The sequence below is a fragment of the Streptomyces sp. CG 926 genome, from assembly GCF_003148825.1.
GTDB lineage: Bacteria > Actinomycetota > Actinomycetes > Streptomycetales > Streptomycetaceae > Streptomyces.
The window spans coordinates 47,018-64,327 of sequence record NZ_QGGZ01000024.1; the positions used below are offsets into that span (position 1 = coordinate 47,018).

General features: G+C 73.3%; 12 protein-coding genes. 7 read left to right on the forward strand and 5 right to left on the reverse strand.

Going from position 1 to position 17,310, the window contains the following annotated elements; translation table 11 throughout:
* Positions 1 to 69: 69 nt before the first annotated feature.
* Both BCL76_RS37510 and BCL76_RS37515 read right to left on the reverse strand, forming a co-directional pair.
* Entirely contained in the window at positions 70 to 1,680 is a 1,611-nt protein-coding gene (locus BCL76_RS37510) for a M23 family metallopeptidase (RefSeq protein WP_258310141.1), read from the reverse strand.
* Between the two features lie 221 nt (positions 1,681 to 1,901).
* Positions 1,902 to 2,681 (reverse strand): esterase/lipase family protein, encoded by a 780-nt coding sequence (locus tag BCL76_RS37515; protein WP_109783982.1) that lies wholly within the window; start codon positions 2,679 to 2,681, stop codon positions 1,902 to 1,904.
* Between the two features lie 174 nt (positions 2,682 to 2,855).
* Between BCL76_RS37515 and BCL76_RS37520 the strand changes: the two genes are divergently transcribed.
* Positions 2,856 to 3,257: a cobalamin B12-binding domain-containing protein gene (locus BCL76_RS37520; protein WP_030712743.1), complete on the forward strand. Its 402-nt coding sequence runs from the start codon at positions 2,856 to 2,858 to the stop codon at positions 3,255 to 3,257.
* A 347-nt stretch (positions 3,258 to 3,604) separates the two neighbouring features.
* Here the strand turns inward: BCL76_RS37520 and BCL76_RS37525 are convergent, their stop codons facing one another.
* Entirely contained in the window at positions 3,605 to 5,188 is a 1,584-nt protein-coding gene (locus BCL76_RS37525; protein ID WP_109783983.1) for a DUF5691 domain-containing protein, read from the reverse strand.
* Between the two features lie 275 nt (positions 5,189 to 5,463).
* A complete protein-coding gene (locus BCL76_RS37530) occupies positions 5,464 to 6,807 on the reverse strand; it encodes an SWIM zinc finger family protein (protein WP_109783984.1) in 1,344 nt (447 codons plus the stop codon).
* A gap of 134 nt (positions 6,808 to 6,941) precedes the next feature.
* Here BCL76_RS37530 and BCL76_RS37535 point away from each other — a divergent pair, with 134 nt between their 5' ends.
* From BCL76_RS37535 to sucD, 5 genes are all read left to right on the forward strand, one after another.
* Positions 6,942 to 8,048 (forward strand): ATP-binding protein, encoded by a 1,107-nt coding sequence (locus BCL76_RS37535; protein ID WP_030712728.1) that lies wholly within the window; start codon positions 6,942 to 6,944, stop codon positions 8,046 to 8,048.
* Positions 8,045 to 10,315, forward strand: coding sequence for a DUF5682 family protein (locus BCL76_RS37540; RefSeq protein ID WP_109783985.1), 2,271 nt, complete (start codon positions 8,045 to 8,047; stop codon positions 10,313 to 10,315). The genes BCL76_RS37535 and BCL76_RS37540 overlap by 4 nt, the downstream gene beginning before the upstream one ends.
* Positions 10,316 to 10,496: 181 nt before the next feature.
* Entirely contained in the window at positions 10,497 to 11,609 is a 1,113-nt protein-coding gene (locus BCL76_RS37545; RefSeq protein WP_109783998.1) for a VWA domain-containing protein, read from the forward strand.
* A gap of 289 nt (positions 11,610 to 11,898) precedes the next feature.
* Positions 11,899 to 13,077 carry an ADP-forming succinate--CoA ligase subunit beta gene (sucC, locus tag BCL76_RS37550; RefSeq protein WP_030389142.1) on the forward strand — a complete coding sequence of 393 codons (1,179 nt, stop codon included), beginning with the start codon at positions 11,899 to 11,901 and terminating at the stop codon, positions 13,075 to 13,077.
* A gap of 21 nt (positions 13,078 to 13,098) precedes the next feature.
* Complete coding sequence (gene sucD / locus BCL76_RS37555) at positions 13,099 to 13,986, forward strand: succinate--CoA ligase subunit alpha (protein WP_030763151.1); 888 nt, start codon at positions 13,099 to 13,101, stop codon at positions 13,984 to 13,986.
* An 85-nt stretch (positions 13,987 to 14,071) separates the two neighbouring features.
* Here the strand turns inward: sucD and BCL76_RS37560 are convergent, their stop codons facing one another.
* Positions 14,072 to 15,415, reverse strand: coding sequence for a helix-turn-helix domain-containing protein (locus BCL76_RS37560; protein ID WP_109783986.1), 1,344 nt, complete (start codon positions 15,413 to 15,415; stop codon positions 14,072 to 14,074).
* A 119-nt stretch (positions 15,416 to 15,534) separates the two neighbouring features.
* Between BCL76_RS37560 and BCL76_RS37565 the strand changes: the two genes are divergently transcribed.
* Positions 15,535 to 17,190 (forward strand): cell division protein PerM, encoded by a 1,656-nt coding sequence (locus tag BCL76_RS37565; protein ID WP_146228516.1) that lies wholly within the window; start codon positions 15,535 to 15,537, stop codon positions 17,188 to 17,190.
* The last annotated feature ends 120 nt before the right edge of the window (positions 17,191 to 17,310 follow it).

Sequence of the window (17,310 nt, forward strand, 5' to 3'; positions counted from 1 at the left end):
TGCAGGACGACGAACGCCGCGCGGCCTTCGGGCCGCGCGGCGCTCGGATCAGGTGCTGGGGTACGGGAGTTACGTCGGGTCCAGACCGTGGCTGCGCAGCCAGGGCAGGGGGTCGATCGCGGACCCGCCGCCGGGCCGGACCTCGAAGTGCAGGTGCGGGCCGGTGGAGTTGCCCGAGTTGCCCGAGTAGGCGATGACGTCGCCCGCCTTGACCTTGCCGCCGCGGATCTTGGTGGAGCTGAGGTGGCAGTACCAGGTCTCGGTGCCGTCGGGCGCGGTCACTATCGCCATGTTCCCGTAAGCGCTGTTGTACTGGGTGCGCACGGTGCCGTCGGTGGCCGACATGACCGGGGTGCCGTAGGAGACCGGGAAGTCGATGCCGGTGTGCACCGACATCCACATGCCGCCGGCCTGACCGAAGTTGGCGCTCAGACCGTGCTGCTCGACCGGGATGGCGAACTTCGGGCGGGCGGCCTCCTTGGCCGCGGCCTCCTCCGCCTTCTTCTTCTTTTCCTCTTCCTGGCGCTCGCGCAGGTCGATGCGCTCCTGCGTACGGCTCGCGCGGTCCGCGAAGTCGCCCGCGTCGGCGCTGAGCGCGACCAGTTGGGTGTCGAGCTTGGTGTTCGCCGCGACCGGTTTCACCGAGGCCGGGTCGGGCGCGGCCAGCGTGGTGGGCGCCTCGGCGGGCCGATCCGTGTCGGTGAGGCCGCCGACGGAGGCGGCCGCGACGCCCGCGACACCCATCACGCAGGCGGAGGGCACGGCCACGGTCAGCAGGGCGGAACGCTTCGCCGGGTTGCGGCGACGGCTGTTGCCACTGCTGCCCGCGCCGCCACCGCTCGCCTTGGCGGCGGCGCCGGCCTTGCCGTTGCCCTTGGCGCCCGTCCGGCGCGCGGAGCGCGGGGTCGAGGTCACGGGCATGGTCTGGGTGGGGAGGTCGTGGACCTCGGGCAGGTCGTGGGCGTCGGGCAGTTCGAACGCCTCGGGCGCCTCGTGCGCTTGGTGTGCGTCGTGGACCTGCGGCGTGTCCTCGGAGAGCACCTCGAAGACGGCGGTCTCGCTGTAGGCGGCGGACCCGGCGTCGAAACCGGTGTCGAAGCCGGTCTCGAAGTTGCCTTGGTGGCCGGCGTCGACGACCACGGCCTGGGTGGCCTCGTAGGCGTAGCCGACGGTGGTCGCCTGGTACGTGTACTCCTGCTGCGCGGGTTCCGGCGCGGGCTGGTACTCGTACCCGTAGGCGACCTCGGGCTGGGCCGGGGCCTCGGCGACGGTGTTCCAGGCGGTGGCGTCGTAGGCGCCGGTCTCGGTGCCGGTGGTGCCGTAGCCCGGCATCGCCCAGTGCCCGGTGTGCTCGCCGGAGGTGTCGTAGCCGAAGGAGGGCTGTTGGTACTGCGTGTAACCGGAGTGGTCCGCGCTCGGCGTGCTCCAGGCGCTCGCGTCCCAGCTCCCGGTGGTGTCCTCGGGGGCGGCCTGGGTCGGGATCGTGGACAGGTAACTGTCCTGCGAGGCCCACGCGGTGGCGTCGTACGCGCCCGTTTCGTAAGAACCGTAGGCGGCGTAGTTGACTCCCTGACCCTGCGTTTCATAGGCAGGGTAGGTGGAATCACCAGCGAAAGCGGTGGTGGAAAGGCCGTCGTACCCGGGATCCGGATACTGGCCCGACGTGGGGCGGTCGTTCACCAACTTCTCTTTCGCCTCGGCAGTGGGGGCCTGGGTGGCCGGGAACGCAAGGTTCACCGGAGGAGAGCAGTGGCGTGACTGTACCCGGCGGTTACTCGCCACGACAATCTTCGCCGGGTCCCCAGATCTCCGGAACCGGGCATTCGGCCGTCTTTCGGTCGCCGAAATGCGGACCCTTGGCCTTGAGTTCGAAATTAGTTCGACTGCCGGTCGCTCGTCGGCTAGGCGACGGAGGCGGCGTCGGCGCCCGTGACGGCGACCAGACCGGGCCCGTCGAGGGCGCGCCGGACCGCCGCGATGACGGCGGGATGGACGGCCAGCGCAAGATGTCCGATACCGGTGACCTGCACGTTCTCCACACACAGATCCGGGTGCTCGATCCGCGCGGTCCCGACCGGAGTCATGATGGCGTCGAACTCGCTCCAGAACGCCACGCACCGGGTGGTGCAGCCGGGAGCGGGTGAGGCGAGCTCGGCCAGCACCTCGGAGTCCGGGCGTATCTGGCGGATCAGCGGGTGCGCGTCCATGAAGGGGGCGACCCGGGTGCCGGAGTGCGGGGTGCCGAGGGTGACGAGGGTCCGGACGCGGCTGTCGCCGCCGAGTCGCTGCACGTAGTACCGGCCGACCAGTCCGCCCAGGCTGTGCCCGACCAGATCCACCCGCTCCTGGCCGGTGCGTTCGCACAGCTCCTCGACACGCCGGGCGAGATGGCGGGCGGTGACGCGCAGGTCGAGGGTGAAGGGCGAGTAGTTGTACGCCTCCACGTGCCGGCCTCCCGCCCCGAGGGCGCGGCGCAGCAGGACGAAGACCGACCGGTTGTCGGTGAATCCGTGGAGGAGGAGGACCGGCGGCCGTGTCGCGGGCGGGCGGGCGGTGACCTTTTCCTGGCACACTCCGGTGGGATACAGCAGGATGTGCCCGCCGAACACCATCACCTCGAGTGCGCCGGCCCGCAGCGCGGCGCCGGACAAGGGCATGGACATGGGTATGGACAGCCCCATCGACGGCCTCCCCTGAGCCTCAGCGGGACCGCGGCGGTCGCACCACCGTGCCGTGCGGCTGTCGGCACGGTGGCGCAATGCCGTCCCACGTGTGATTTCCCCCTCGTGGTCGACCGCGAAACGGCGGCGTGCGCGATGCTGTACTTAACGTTCGTTCACTCGGGAGGCAGTGCGATGGGTGTGACCGGTCCGATCCGTGTGGTGGTGGCCAAGCCGGGTCTCGACGGCCACGACCGCGGGGCCAAGGTGATCGCGCGAGCGCTGCGGGACGCGGGCATGGAGGTCATCTACACCGGCCTCCACCAGACCCCCGAGCAGATCGTGGACACCGCCATCCAGGAGGACGCCGACGCGATCGGCCTCTCGATCCTCTCCGGCGCCCACAACACGCTGTTCGCGCGCGTGCTGGAACTCCTCAAGGAGCGCGACGCGGAGGACATCAAGGTCTTCGGCGGCGGCATCATCCCCGAGGACGACATCGCCCCTCTGAAGGAGAAGGGCGTGGCCGAGATCTTCACGCCGGGCGCGACGACGACCGCCATCGTGGAGTGGGTCAACGCCCACGTCCGCCAGTAGCCTTCGGCGGTTCGGCAGGAACCGGGCGGCGCCAGGCAGCGCCGGGCGGCGTCGGGCAGCGCCCGCGCGGCCCGGCGAGCCGTTGCGGCTCGGACGGCTCGGACGGCTCGGACGGCTCGGACGGCTCGGTGGAGCACCGGACTTCGGGCCGCGCGGCCCCGCGACGCCCGCATTCGGCCTCGGCGACGTTCGAGGCGCGGGCCTCGGGGCGGGTCCAGGTGCGTGGCCCGGCGCGCTCCGGCCCAGGTCGTCCCTGTCGGATCGTGCCGCGCCCTCGCTGCCCGGCACCGAACGACGCGGGCCCGGCGACAAGATCGGCAAGAGGCGGCCGAGCTTCCCCGCAGGGGCTACGCCGGCGTCAGTTCGGCCAGCATCGTCGCGCGCAGGCGAAGGGTCGAGACGAGCCGCTGGAATGCCTCCGCCCAGTACGCGGCCGCGCCGGGTGTCCCGTCCGGGAGCTCCTCCGCGGCCGTGGTCAGGGCCTCCAGGCGGCCCGCTTCCGCAGGATCGAGGCAACGCTCCGCCAGGCCCATCACCCCGCTGAAGCTCCACGGGTAGCTGCCCGCGTCCCGGGCCGTGTCCAACGCGTCCACGACCGCCCGGCCCAGCGCCCCCGCCCACGGCACCACGCACACCCCGAGCAGCTGGAACGCCTCCGACAGCCCGTGGGCCCGTATGAACTCCGCGACCCACTCCGCCCGCTCCGCGTGCGGGAGGGTCTCCAGCAACTTGGCCCGTTCCGCGAGCGAGGCCGTGCCCGGTCCCGCCGCGGGCGGCGCGGACGGCGGGCCGAGCAGGGCCCGCGACCACGGCGCGTCGCGCTGACGCACGGCGGCCCGGCACCACGCCGCGTGCAACTCCTCCGTCCAGCCGTCGCCCGCGGCCACCGGCAGCGCCACTGTCTCCGCCGGGTCGAGCCCCCCGAACCGCTCCCGCCAACACGACAGCGGCGCCGCCTCCACCAACTGGCCGAGCCACCAGGCCCGCTCCCCGCGGCCGGCGGGCGGCCGCTTGACCACCCCGTCACGGAGCATCCCCGCGTCGCACTCGGCCGGCGGAGTCACCCCCTCGGGTCCTACGCAGGCCAGTGCGCGCTCCGCCATCCGCCCCGCCAGCGCCGAGGTCGGCAGCGCCGAGAGCAACTCGGCGGCCGTGGCACGGACATTGCGGCTACGGTCACCCAACGCCGCCTCCAGGAAGGGCTCGTCCTCCATCGACAGCCCCACCCTCAGGGAATCGAGGAACATCAGCCGGTCCTCGGCCCGTTCGGTGGCCCAGGTCGTCGTCAACAGCCGCGGCGCGGCCGCCGCCTCATGGGCGCGGACGGCCCCGAGCAGGGCGACCCGCTCCGCGAACAGCCCTTCCTGCCACAGTCGTTCCACCGCTGCCCGGTCCGTCACCGCGGGCAGCTCCCCGGCGCCGCCCGAACCCCCGCGCAGGGCGAACCGCCAGTCCGGATTCATCCGCGCCAGCCACAACCCCCGCGTCCCGGCCAGGGCCAAGGCCTGAGGCCGAAGGTCCGTACGGGCTCGGGCGGCGTCCAGCAACGCCGGTACGAGCGCGGCCGGTGACCGGAAGCCGTGCCGCGCGGCCGCGGCCAGCCACTGCGGCAACAGCTCCGTCAGGTCCGGAGCGCTCCCGCGCCGCCCGCCGCCGGCCACCGGACCGCTCCGCCCGGCCAGCAACTGCGCCAACCTGCGGCCGGCCGCCTCCGGTGGCGCCGGCCGGGGGTCGTGGGGCGCGGGATCTGGGCGCGGCCCGGCCTCGGCCGGTCGCAGCCCGGCCCGGCGCCGTACGGCATGTACGGCCGCCGCGTCCAGCAGCGCCTCCGGCGAGCCCGCCGGGCCCCCGCCCCGGCGCCGCTCGGTGCCCAGCAGCGCGGTGGCGACCAGCTCCTCCCACTCCCCGTACCCCTCGTCACCCTGGTCCATCGGGCCCCTCCCTCGTCGCTCGTCGCTCGTCGCTCGTCGTCGGTCGTTCGTCGTGTCATGGGCTCCGGTCCCGCCCCCTCCGCGGGACCGGAGCTGTCGATGTCCCCGTCCGCCTGCTCAGCTGGCGTGGTTGTCGTTCATGCAAGCCCCCCGGCTCGTCGTCGTTTCGCGTGCGGCGCCCCCCGGCGCCGTACGTCTTCCTTTGCCGCCGCCCCCTTGTGACGGCACAGGACCCCCCAGGCCCCCTGCGATGTGCTTCTTTCTTCCGGCCCTGATCAGGACAGGGCGACGGGCTCGGTCGAGTCCGGCTGCCAGGCCGTCAGGGGGGTGAAGCCACGGTGGCCGCATTCGCCGAACACCGTCACCGGGCCCCCGCCCGACAACGCCGCCAGCTGCCACAGCCCCCCGCGGGAGCGGCCACCACCCCCGGTCAGGGGCACCGGCAGTGCGCAGGTGCCCTCCGCGTCCGCCAGCTGCCAGCCGAGCTCTCCCGGTATCGGAACCACCGGACCGAGCACCACCGGCCAGGACTCCAGCCACGGGTCCTGCCGCAGCGCCGCCCCGTACGCCTCCAGCGCCGCCCCCGTGCTCACCCCGGCCGGCACCTCCGCGCACGGCACGGCTGCCGCGAACCTCTCACCGAGGTCCGCCCGCAACCCCGCAGACCCGGGCCGGAAGCGCATCTCCGCCTCCAGCGCCAGCCCCATCGGAAGCGCCGGCCCCGGTGGCCGCCCGGGCGGTCCGAAGTCCAGCACCAGCGCCGGTCGCCCGCCCGCCAGCCCGCGCAGCCATGTCCGGCGGGTGGTGAGCCGACCGTCCGGCGACACCGTGTCGTACCGGGCGAGCACCAGCCACCGGTCCCGTACGGCCTCCCCCTCCCCGGAGGCCGGCAGTCCCACGCGGCTGCGCACCGTTGCCGCCAACTCTCCCGGCAGCCCGGCCACCCCCAACCACGCCCGGTCGAGCAGGTGCAGCAGCGCCGCCTCCTCCAGCATCCGGGCGGGCCAGCCGGGGCCGCAACTGGGTATCGTCCCCAACTCCCTTACCCGCCCGGCCAGTCCGGGAGCCTGGGCGTCGACCATGCGGGCCGCCGTCTCCTCCCACCCCGCGTATCCGACCTGCTCCTGGCCCGCAAGGCCGCCCCGCAGCAGATCGGCGAGCCGCTGTTCCAGCTCGATGACGCCCGCCCCCACGCGCGCCGCCCGCCGCTCGGCCCGTTTCCGAGCGCCCTCCTCGTCGACCGGGGCGGCCCTCCCACCGGGCGGCCGCGCCGCCTTGGCCGCCCGGTCCGCCAGCCACGGTGCGGCCCACTCCGGAGCCTCGCCCGGCTCGCCCACCCCCTCGGCCGACCAGAGCAGCAGCAACCCCAGCGCGTGCTTGCAGGGGAACTTCCGGCTCGGGCAGGAGCACTTGTACGCGGGGCCCGTCAGGTCCACGACCGTGCGGTACGGCTTGCTGCCGCTGCCCTTGCACAACCCCCACACAGAACCGGAAGCGGAACCTCCGATCTGCAACCACGGCCCTGCCCCGCCGAGTCTGCCCCCCGCCTTGCGTGAGGCGTCGTCAGGAGCCAGATCCAGTACCTGTTCCGCTGTCCAGCGGTCCCCCTGATCAGTCATGTGAACCACCGTAGAGACCCCCACTGACAATCGCTCTGACCAGCAACAACGCTGTCACCCGGGGTCGTTGTCAGTGGCGTGGTGCACCGTGGGGTCAGCAGTCGGGAGCGGCTGCCGAGCTTTGGAGGGGGACCATGACCATGCCCGAGAACGAGCAGCGAGCAGAGGCTCTGCGACCGCACGCCGAAGACGCCTTCGCACACGAACTGAAAGCCCTGGCGGCCGCCGACGACCGGCCCCGCCCGACCCGCTGGAAGCTCTCCCCGTGGGCCGTCGCCACCTACCTGCTCGGCGGCACCCTCGACGACGGCACGGTGATCACACCCAAGTACGTGGGGCCGCGCCGCATCGTCGAGGTCGCCGTCACCACCCTGGCCACCGACCGCGCCCTCCTCCTGCTGGGCGTCCCCGGCACCGCCAAGACCTGGGTCTCCGAACACCTCGCGGCGGCCGTGAGCGCAGACTCCACCCTCCTCGTCCAGGGCACCGCCGGCACCCCCGAGGAAGCCATCCGCTACGGCTGGAACTACGCCCGGCTGCTCGCCCACGGCCCCAGCCGCGAGGCGCTCGTCCCCAGCCCCGTCATGCGGGCCATGGCCGAGGGCATGACCGCCCGCGTCGAGGAACTGACCCGCATCCCCGCCGACGTCCAGGACACCCTCATCACCGTCCTGTCCGAGAAGACCCTGCCGATACCGGAACTCGGCGAAGAGGTGCAGGCCGTGCGCGGCTTCAACCTCATCGCCACCGCCAACGACCGGGACCGCGGGGTGAACGAACTGTCCAGCGCGCTGCGCCGCCGCTTCAACACCGTGGTGCTGCCCCTGCCCGCCACCGCCGACGCCGAGGTCGACATCGTCGCCCGCCGCGTCGACCAGATGGGCCGCGCCCTCGACCTGCCGGCCGCGCCCGAGGGCCTGGAGGAGATCCGCCGCGTCGTCACCGTCTTCCGCGAGCTGCGCGACGGGGTCACCGACGACGGCCGCACGAAGGTGAAGTCGCCCAGCGGCACGCTGTCCACCGCCGAGGCCATCTCCGTCGTCACCGGCGGCCTGGCCCTGGCCGCCCACTTCGGGGACGGCGTGCTGCGCCCCTCCGACGTGGCCGCCGGGATCCTCGGCGCCGTCGTCCGCGACCCCGCGGCCGACAAGGTGGTCTGGCAGGAGTACCTGGAGGCCGTGGTCCGTGAGCGCGACGGCTGGAAGGACTTCTACCGGGCCTGCCGGGAGGTGACGGTATGAGCCCGAGCCCGTCGCAGGGCCCGCTGCTGCTCGGCGTACGGCACCACGGACCCGGCTCGGCCCGCGCCGTCCGCGCGGCCCTGGAGGCGGCCCGGCCCGAGGCGGTACTGATCGAGGGTCCGCCCGAGGGGGACGCGCTGCTGCCGCTCGCCGCCGAGAAGGGGATGCGACCGCCGGTCGCGCTCCTCGCGCACGCCGCGGACGATCCGGGCCGGGCCGCGTTCTGGCCGCTGGCCGGTTTCTCGCCCGAGTGGGTGGCCATCCGCTGGGCCCAGGAGCACGACGTCCCGGTCCGGTTCATCGACCTCCCGGCGGCGCACTCGCTCGCCACCGGAGCGGACGGGCCGGAAGGGGACGCGTCCGACACCGTCCGGCTGGACCCGCTCGCCGTGCTCGCCGAGACCGCCGGGTACGACGATCCCGAGCGCTGGTGGGAGGACGTGGTCGAGCACCGCGGCGCACGGGGCGCGGGGCAGGACGTACTCGGCGCCTTCGAGGCGCTCGGGGACGCCATGGGCGCCCTGCGCGAGGCGTACGGCGACGGGGGCCACCGGCGCGACCTGGTGCGCGAGGCGTACATGCGGCAGCGGATGCGGGCCGCCCGCCGGGAGTTCGGCGACGCCTACGCCGTGGTGTGCGGGGCCTGGCACGTGCCCGCACTGCGGGCCAGAACCACCGTGGCCGCCGACAAGGCCCTGCTGAGCGGCCTGCCGAAGGTCAAGGTGGAGACCACCTGGGTGCCCTGGACCCACCGCAGGCTCGCCCGGGCCGGCGGATACGGCGCGGGAATCACCTCCCCCGGCTGGTACGCCCACCTCTTCACCGCCCGGGACCGGCCCGTCGAGCGGTGGCTGACCAAGGTCGCCGGACTGCTGCGCGAGGAGGACCGGCAGGTCTCCTCGGCACACGTCATCGAGGCGGTCCGGCTGGCCGAGACCCTCGCCGCGATGCGCGGCCGGCCGCTGCCGGGCCTGACGGAGACCCTGGAAGCGGTCCGGGCGGTGATGTGCGACGGCTCCGACATACCGCTCGCACTGATCGAGGACCGGCTCGTCGTCGGCGACGTGCTCGGCGAGGTCCCCGACGGAGCCCCCGTCGTACCCCTCCACCGCGACCTGACACGACAGCAGCGCACGCTGCGACTCAAGGCCGAGGCGCAGGACCGCGAGCTGGAACTGGACCTGCGCAAGGACACCGACACGGCGAAGTCCCTGCTGCTGCACCGGCTGCGGATGCTCGGCATCGGCTGGGGCACCCCCACCGCGTCCCGGGCCGGCACCGGAACCTTCCGGGAGACCTGGCGGCTGCGGTGGGAGCCGGAGCTGTCGGTGCGGATCGCCGAGGCCGGCATCTGGGGGACCACCGTCCTCGGCGCGGCCACCGCCAAGGCCGAGGCGGACGCCGCCGGGGCCGAGGAGCTGGGCGAGGTGACGGCCCTGGCCGAGCAGTGCCTGCTGGCCGGGCTCGCGCAGGCGCTGCCCGCCGTACTGCGGGCCCTCGCGGACCGGGCCGCGCTGGACACCGACGTGGCGCGGCTCGCCAAGGCGCTGCCGGCCCTGGCCCGTTCGCTGCGGTACGGGGACGTCCGCGGCACCGACGCGACGGCGCTCGGCGCCGTGGCGGCCGGGCTCGCCGAGCGGATATGCGTGGCGCTGCCCTCGGCCTGCACGGCCGGACTGGACGCCGACGCGGCGGCGGAGATGCGCGGCCACGTGGACGGGGTGCACGGGGCGATCGGGCTGCTGGCGGACACCGACGAGGGGCTGCGGGAGCGCTGGTCCGCGGTGCTCACGGTGCTGGCCGACCGGGACACCGTGCCCGGCGTGATCCGCGGCCGGGCGGCCCGGCTGCTCCTCGACGACGGGCGGCTGCCGGCCGAGGAGACGGCCCGGCTGATGGGGCTCGCCCTGTCCCCGGTGTCCTCCCCGGCCGACGCGGCGGGCTGGATCGAGGGCTTCGCGGGGGGCAGCTCCGGCGGGGGCACGCTGCTGGTCCACGACGACCGGCTGCTGGGCCTGATCGACACCTGGCTGGTCGGGGTGCCGGAGCGGGCGTTCACCGATGTGCTTCCGCTGTTGCGGCGGACGTTCGGGGCGTACGAGCCGGGTGTGAAGCGGACCTTGGGCGAGTTGGTGCGACGCGGTCCCGGCGGGGCGGTGGCGGCGGGTTCGGCATCCGCCGCCCCTGCGGGCTTCGCCCCGGAGCTGGACCCGGAGCGGGCGGATGCGGTGGTGGGGCTGGTGCGGATGCTGCTCGCGGCGGCCTGAGGGGGCGTGCGGCGCCGTTGCGGGGGCGCTGCCCCCGGGCCCCCGCGCCTCAAACGCCGGCGGGGCTGAAAGGGAGGTACGACGAGTGCAGGGGGACAGGGACGTGAACGGTACGGACGTGAGTGCGGGAGAGCAGCACACCGGCGACCTCGTCGGAGGCGAGCGGTTGCGGCGGTGGCGGATGGTGCTCGGCGGGGGTGAGGCGGACGGCACCGGGTGCGCGCTGACCGGGCGGGACGCGGCGATGGACGCCGCGCTCGGCGCGCTGTACGGCGGGGGCGGCGAATCGGGGTCCCGCAGGACGTCGGGGGCTCGGTCGGCCGGGCTCGGCGGGTCCGCGCCGAATGTGGCGCGCTGGCTCGGGGACATCCGTACGTACTTCCCGAGCTCCGTGGTCCAGGTCATGCAGCGCGATGCCATCGAGCGGCTGGGCCTGGCCGCCCTGCTGCTGGAGCCGGAGATGCTGGAGGCCGTCGAACCGGACGTGCACCTGGTCGGCACCCTGCTCTCGCTGAACAAGGCGATGCCCGAGACGACGAAGGAGACGGCGCGGGCCGTGGTCCGCAAGGTGGTCGAGCAGCTGGAGAAGAAGCTCGCGACCCGCACCCGGGCGACGCTCACCGGCGCCCTGGACCGCTCCGCCCGGATCAGCTGGCCCCGCCACCACGACATCGACTGGAACCGCACGATCAAGGCCAATCTCAAGAACTACCTGCCCGAGTACCGCACCGTCGTCCCCGAGCGGCTGATCGGGTACGGCCGGGCGGCGCAATCGGTGAAGAAGGAGGTGATCCTCTGCATCGACCAGTCGGGTTCGATGGCGGCCTCCGTCGTCTATGCCTCCGTCTTCGGCGCGGTCCTCGCCTCCATGCGTTCCCTCGCCACCCGTCTGGTCGTCTTCGACACCGCGATCGTCGATCTGACCGACCAGCTCGACGACCCGGTCGACGTGCTCTTCGGCACCCAATTGGGCGGTGGCACCGATATCAACCGCGCGCTCGCCTACTGCCAATCGAAGATCACCCGGCCCGCCGACACCGTCGTCGTCCTCATCAGTGATCTCTACGAGGGCGGAATCCGCAACGAGATGCTCAAGCGGGTCGCCGCGATGAAGGGGGCGGGCGTGGAGTTCGTGACCCTCCTGGCCCTGTCCGACGAGGGCGCCCCGGCCTACGACCGCGAGCACGCCGCAGCCCTTGCGGCACTTGGGGCACCGGCCTTCGCCTGCACTCCCGACCTGTTCCCGGAGGTGATGGCCGCGGCGCTGGAGAAGCGCCCCCTGCCGATCCCCTGACGGTTTCCCGGCCGGCGCGTCCCGTCTGCTGCTGTGAATCGGTGAATCACACGAACTTCCAGTTCAACCGTGAGGTGTTCTGTGACAGGTATCACCGCTCAGGTGTGATCTGCGATTTAGGGACCCACGGCCCTCGGGGATAACCTGCGGGACGGACATGCCGCGTCCACGGTCACCGTGTGCGCCTTCCTTGTGACAGCGCCGTCACGTTGCCCTCCGCGGCACGCCCACGCAGATAGCAGACAACCGCGAATCACTGCGAATCTTTGAAGACAAGGGACGGACGCGCGTGGACCTGTTCGAGTACCAGGCGAGGGACCTCTTCGCCAAGCACGGTGTACCGGTGCTGGCCGGTGAAGTCATCGACACGCCTGAGGCGGCTCGCGAGGCCACCGAGCGGCTGGGCGGCAAGTCGGTCGTCAAGGCGCAGGTGAAGGTCGGCGGCCGCGGCAAGGCCGGCGGCGTGAAGCTGGCCGCCACCCCGGACGAGGCCGTCGCCCGGGCGACGGACATCCTCGGCATGGACATCAAGGGCCACACGGTCCACAAGGTGATGATCGCCGAGACGGCTCCGGAGATCCTGGAGGAGTACTACGTCTCGTACCTCCTCGACCGGACCAACCGCACCTTCCTCGCCATGGCGTCCGTCGCGGGCGGCATGGACATCGAGCAGGTCGCCGAGGAGACCCCGGAGAAGCTCGCCAAGGTCCCGGTGAACGCCAACGAGGGCGTGACCATCGAGAAGGCCCGCGAGATCGTCGCGCTGGCGCAGTTCCCGGCCGAGGTCGCCGAGAAGGTCGCCGAGGTCCTCGTGACCCTGTGGGCGACCTTCATCGCCGAGGACGCGCTCCTCGTCGAGGTCAACCCGCTCGCGAAGGTCGCCAACGGCGACGTCATCGCGCTCGACGGCAAGGTCTCGCTCGACGAGAACGCCGAGTTCCGCCAGCCGGGTCACGAGGAGTTCGTGGACCACGCGGCCGCGAACCCGCTCGAGGCCGCCGCCAAGGCGAAGAACCTCAACTACGTCAAGCTCGACGGTGAGGTCGGCATCATCGGCAACGGCGCGGGTCTCGTCATGAGCACCCTCGACGTCGTCGCGTACGCCGGCGAGAACCACGGTGGCGTCAAGCCCGCCAACTTCCTGGACATCGGCGGTGGCGCCTCCGCCGCCGTCATGGCCAACGGTCTCGAGATCATCCTCGGCGACCCGGACGTCAAGTCCGTCTTCGTCAACGTCTTCGGCGGCATCACCGCGTGCGACGAGGTCGCCAACGGCATCGTCCAGGCGCTGCAGCTGCTCGCGGACAAGGGCGAGGCGGTCACCAAGCCGCTGGTCGTCCGTCTCGACGGCAACAACGCCGAGCTGGGTCGCAAGATCCTCTCGGACGCCAACCACCCGCTGGTCCAGCGCGTGGACACCATGGACGGCGCGGCCGACAAGGCCGCCGAGCTCGCGGCTGCGAAGTAAGGGCAGAGGTCACAGACTCACATGGCTATCTTCCTCAACAAGGACAGCAAGGTCATCGTCCAGGGCATGACCGGTGCCACGGGCATGAAGCACACCAAGCTGATGCTGGCTGACGGCACCAACATCGTCGGCGGCGTGAACCCGCGCAAGGCCGGCACCACCGTCGACTTCGACGGCACCGAGGTCCCGGTCTTCGGTTCCGTCGCCGAGGCGATGGAGAAGACGGGCGCCAACGTCTCCGTCCTCTTCGTCCCGCCGGCCTTCGCCAAGGCCGCCGTGGTCGAGGCGATCGACGCCGAGATCCCGCTGGCCGTCGTCATCACCGAGGGCATCGCGGTGCACGACTCCGCCGCCTTCTGGGCGTACGCGACCGCCAAGGGCAACAAGACCCGGATCATCGGCCCGAACTGCCCGGGTCTGATCACCCCCGGCCAGTCCAACGCCGGCATCATCCCGGGCGACATCACCAAGCCCGGCAAGATCGGTCTCGTGTCCAAGTCGGGCACGCTGACCTACCAGATGATGTACGAGCTCCGTGACATCGGCTTCACCTCCGCCGTCGGCATCGGTGGCGACCCGGTCATCGGCACCACGCACATCGACGCCCTGGAGGCCTTCGAGGCCGACCCGGACACCGAGCTGATCGTGATGATCGGTGAGATCGGCGGCGACGCCGAGGAGCGTGCGGCGGACTTCATCGCGAAGAACGTCACCAAGCCGGTCGTCGGTTACGTCGCGGGCTTCACCGCCCCCGAGGGCAAGACCATGGGCCACGCGGGCGCCATCGTCTCCGGCTCCTCCGGTACCGCGCAGGCCAAGAAGGAGGCCCTCGAGGCCGCCGGCGTGAAGGTCGGCAAGACGCCGACCGAGACCGCCAAGCTGGCGCGCGAGATTCTCGCCGGTAAGTAAGCGGTCGCCGTACGGATCCCCGTACGGGCGCACGTGAACACGGGCGTGGCCCGCACCCCTCAGGGGTGCGGGCCACGCCCGTTTCTCATTCGAGTAGCGGGGCGACCCGCGCCGGTCCCGCCTCCGGGTCGGCGCGCAGCTTGTCGTGGAGCTGCTTGCCGCGTTCGGTGAGTTGCTGGGGGCCGGCGAGCGGGGGGACCCCGGAGACGCTCTCGCCGGGTGCCAACGGGGGCTCGTAGTGGGTGGGCGCGGTCATGAGCGTGTAGGACGTCGAGACGGCGATCATCGCCGTCAGGCTGAGGGTCGCGCGGGTCCACATCCGGGTGCGCCGCTCGCCGCCGCCGCGGACGACGGCCGCCGGGCGCGGTTCGAGGTCGCCGGCCGGTCGCAGCGCGGTGATCAGGTGGCGCAGCAGCGCGGACTGCTTTTCGAGCGGGACGTCGGCCAGTTCGGGGATCCGGTCGGCGAGGTCGGCGTGCGCGTGCACGAGCCGATTGCCCGCGGTGGGCGTGGTCGCCTCGGTCTCGGCCGCGGTGTCGGGCAGGTCGAGGCCGACGCCGTCGTAGAGCAGGACGGTACGGCGGTTCGCGGGCGACAGCGAGAGCAGGGCGTCGAGCAGGATCCGGTCGGCGGGCTCGGCGGGGGGCTTGTCGAGATGGCGGTGGGCACGCCGGAAGCGGTGCCAGGGGGAGAGCGCGTACTCGTACGCGATCGCGCGCACCCAGCCCACCGGGTCCGGGTCGGCGGCCACCTCGGGCCACCGGTCCCAGGCCTGGACGAAGGCCTTCTCCACGGCCTCCAGGGCGAGTGCCCGGCGGCCGGTGAGCAGGTAGGCCTGCCGGGCGAGGTCGCCGGCGGCACGGGCGTAGAGGGCGTCGAAGGCCTCGGCCGGACCCGGCACCGGAACCCGGACGGGGGCCTCAGTGGGGGCCTCGGCGGGCAACTGGTCGGGGAGTTGGTCGGGCTCGGCCGGGGCGTCCGAGGTCGGCCCGGTCGAGGTGGGCCCGTTCGAGGTAGGCCCGTTCGAGGTAGGTCCGTCTGTGCTCGGCCCGTCCGTGGTCTGCGGGTGTGGGCTCGGCCCGTTCGAGATCGGCCCTTGCGGGGTCGGCGGGTCCGGGACGGGCGGGTCCGCGGCGGGTTCCTCCGCCGCGTCGGCCGGCTTCGCCTCCCCGGGCGCTCCGGCAGGACCACCGTCGTGCCGTCGGGCGGCCAGGCGCGCCAGGAACTGTGTGTACACCTCGCGCTTGCGCCCGCGCGGGGCCGTGCGGCCCGATTCCCAGGAGCGGACGGTCGCCGCGGTGACGCCCACGGCCGCGGCGACCTCATCGTGCGTCAGTTCCGCCGCCTCGCGCAGCCTGCGGCGCTCCTTGGGGCCGGGCAGGCTCAGCTCCGAGTCCTCTGGGGAGGTCGTCTCGACGCTTCGTGTCATGCCACACTCCCCGCAAACCGGCAGCTCTGGGCAATAAAGTACATAAACGTATATTGAGCGACACCACGGGCATTCGCCTGTTACCCGTCCATAGCGCGTGTCGTTGGCACCATGGCGGGGTGACCCAAGTGACCGAACGCGGGACCCCGTTGTCAGCGGCCCCGCGAGCCGGCGTGCGGCGCCGTTCACCGGCCGCCGCCGCATGCGTCGTGGGCGGCGCCGTGGCGGCCGGACTCGGGCTCGGCTTCCTCGCCGTGCTCGTCATCGTGCTGTGGATCAGTTCCCCCTACCCCGACAGCGGCCCCGGCGGGGCCCTGCACCTGGCCGCCGGGCTGTGGCTGCTCGCCCACGGGACCGAGCTGGTGCGCTACGACACCCTCTCCGGCGTCCCCGCACCCGTCGGGATGACGCCCCTGCTCCTGGTGGCGCTGCCCGTGCTGCTCATGCGGCGGGCCGCCCGGTTGGGGAGCGGGGCGGCCGCCGAGGACGACGACGAGGAGGTGCTGCCCGCCGGGGCCGTGTTCTCGGCCGTGCTCTGCGGATATCTCGCCGTCGGGGCCCTCGTCACGGTGTACGCCGCCGGCGGCCCCATGTCGGCCGACCCCATCAGCGCGGCCTGGCACATCCCGCTGGTGGCCGTACTCGCCGCCGCCGGTGGGGTGTGGGGAGCCCGGGGGCGTCCGCTCGGGCCACTGCCGTCCTGGCTACCAGGGGGCGTGCGGAGGGCTGTTGTGCGCCCCCGATACGCCCTCGCGCTCCGGGCGGGTGCGGGCGGGTCCCTGGTGCTCCTGGGCGGCGGCGCACTCGTCGTCGGCGCCTCTCTCGCCTGGCACGGAGCCGAGGTCCAGGCCTCCTTCCTGTCGCTGACCGGGGTGTGGTCGGGCCGCTTCGCCGTCCTGCTCCTCGCTCTCACCCTGATCCCCAACGCCATGGTCTGGGGAGCGGCCTACGCCCTCGGGCCCGGCTTCGCCCTGGGCGCCGAGGTGACCGCGACCCCGCTCGGCTTCCCGGGCGCGCCCGGGCTGCCCCGCTTCCCGCTGCTGGCGGCGCTCCCGGCCGAGGGGTCCGGAACCCCGCTGACCTGGGCGGTCGCAGGAGTGCCGGTGGTCGCCGGGCTCGCGGTGGGCTGGTTCGCGGTACGCCGGGCGCGCGAGGTCTCGTACGGGGAGACGGCGCTCACGGCGGCCCTCGGCGCGGTGGTGTGCGGCCTGACGATGACCGGGCTCGCGGCGGCCGCGGCGGGGCCGCTGGGTTCGCGGCGGCTGTCGGAATTCGGGCCGGTGTGGTGGTCCGTCGGGGTGGCGGCCTTCGCCTGGACGGCGGTACTGGCCGTGCCGGTCGCGGTGGCGGTGCACGCGTGGCGGACCCGGCCGGCGATCGGGCCGGGGGGCCTGGACGCCGATGAGGCGGTGGCCGTGGACGACGGGTGGCACGACAGCGGGGTGCGGGAGATCCGGTGGGCGGCGTTGCGGAAGGCGGCGGGGGCGCTGGTTCCGGACATGTCCACGCCGGTACCTCCGGTGGTTGCCGCGGTTCCGGTGGTGCCGGAGGCCGTGCCGGTCGCGCCTGCCGCGCCTGTTTCTGCCGTGCCTGCCGTGCCTGCCGTGCCTGCGGGGCCGGGGCGGCGGGCCGTCACCGTGGTGTCCGGGCTGGATCTGGATCCGGGTCTGCTGGCGCCGAAGCCGGTTCCTCCGGCTGAGCCGGTGTCAGCGCCGTTGGCTCCGCCGGTGGTCGGGGCTCGGGTGCTGGCTCGGCGAAAGTCGCCACCGGAGTAGGCCGTTCGGGTGGGGGACGGCTGCGGCGCCGCTGCCGGGGCTCCGCCCCGGACCCCGCGCCTCAAACGCCGGCGAGGCTGGGATGGGACCCCGCGCCTCAAACGCCGGCGAGGCTGGGAT

Bases quoted from the DNA above. Each gene is read 5' to 3' on its own strand.
- BCL76_RS37515 (WP_109783982.1), bottom strand. From the start codon at position 2,681: ATGGGGCTGTCCATACCCATGTCCATGCCCTTGTCCGGCGCCGCGCTG.
- BCL76_RS37520 (WP_030712743.1), top strand. From the start codon at position 2,856: ATGGGTGTGACCGGTCCGATCCGTGTGGTGGTGGCCAAGCCGGGTCTC.
- BCL76_RS37525 (WP_109783983.1), bottom strand. From the start codon at position 5,188: ATGGACCAGGGTGACGAGGGGTACGGGGAGTGGGAGGAGCTGGTCGCC.
- BCL76_RS37530 (WP_109783984.1), bottom strand. From the start codon at position 6,807: ATGACTGATCAGGGGGACCGCTGGACAGCGGAACAGGTACTGGATCTG.
- BCL76_RS37535 (WP_030712728.1), top strand. From the start codon at position 6,942: ATGACCATGCCCGAGAACGAGCAGCGAGCAGAGGCTCTGCGACCGCAC.
- BCL76_RS37540 (WP_109783985.1), top strand. From the start codon at position 8,045: ATGAGCCCGAGCCCGTCGCAGGGCCCGCTGCTGCTCGGCGTACGGCAC.
- BCL76_RS37545 (WP_109783998.1), top strand. From the start codon at position 10,497: ATGGTGCTCGGCGGGGGTGAGGCGGACGGCACCGGGTGCGCGCTGACC.
- sucD (WP_030763151.1), top strand. From the start codon at position 13,099: ATGGCTATCTTCCTCAACAAGGACAGCAAGGTCATCGTCCAGGGCATG.
- BCL76_RS37560 (WP_109783986.1), bottom strand. From the start codon at position 15,415: ATGACACGAAGCGTCGAGACGACCTCCCCAGAGGACTCGGAGCTGAGC.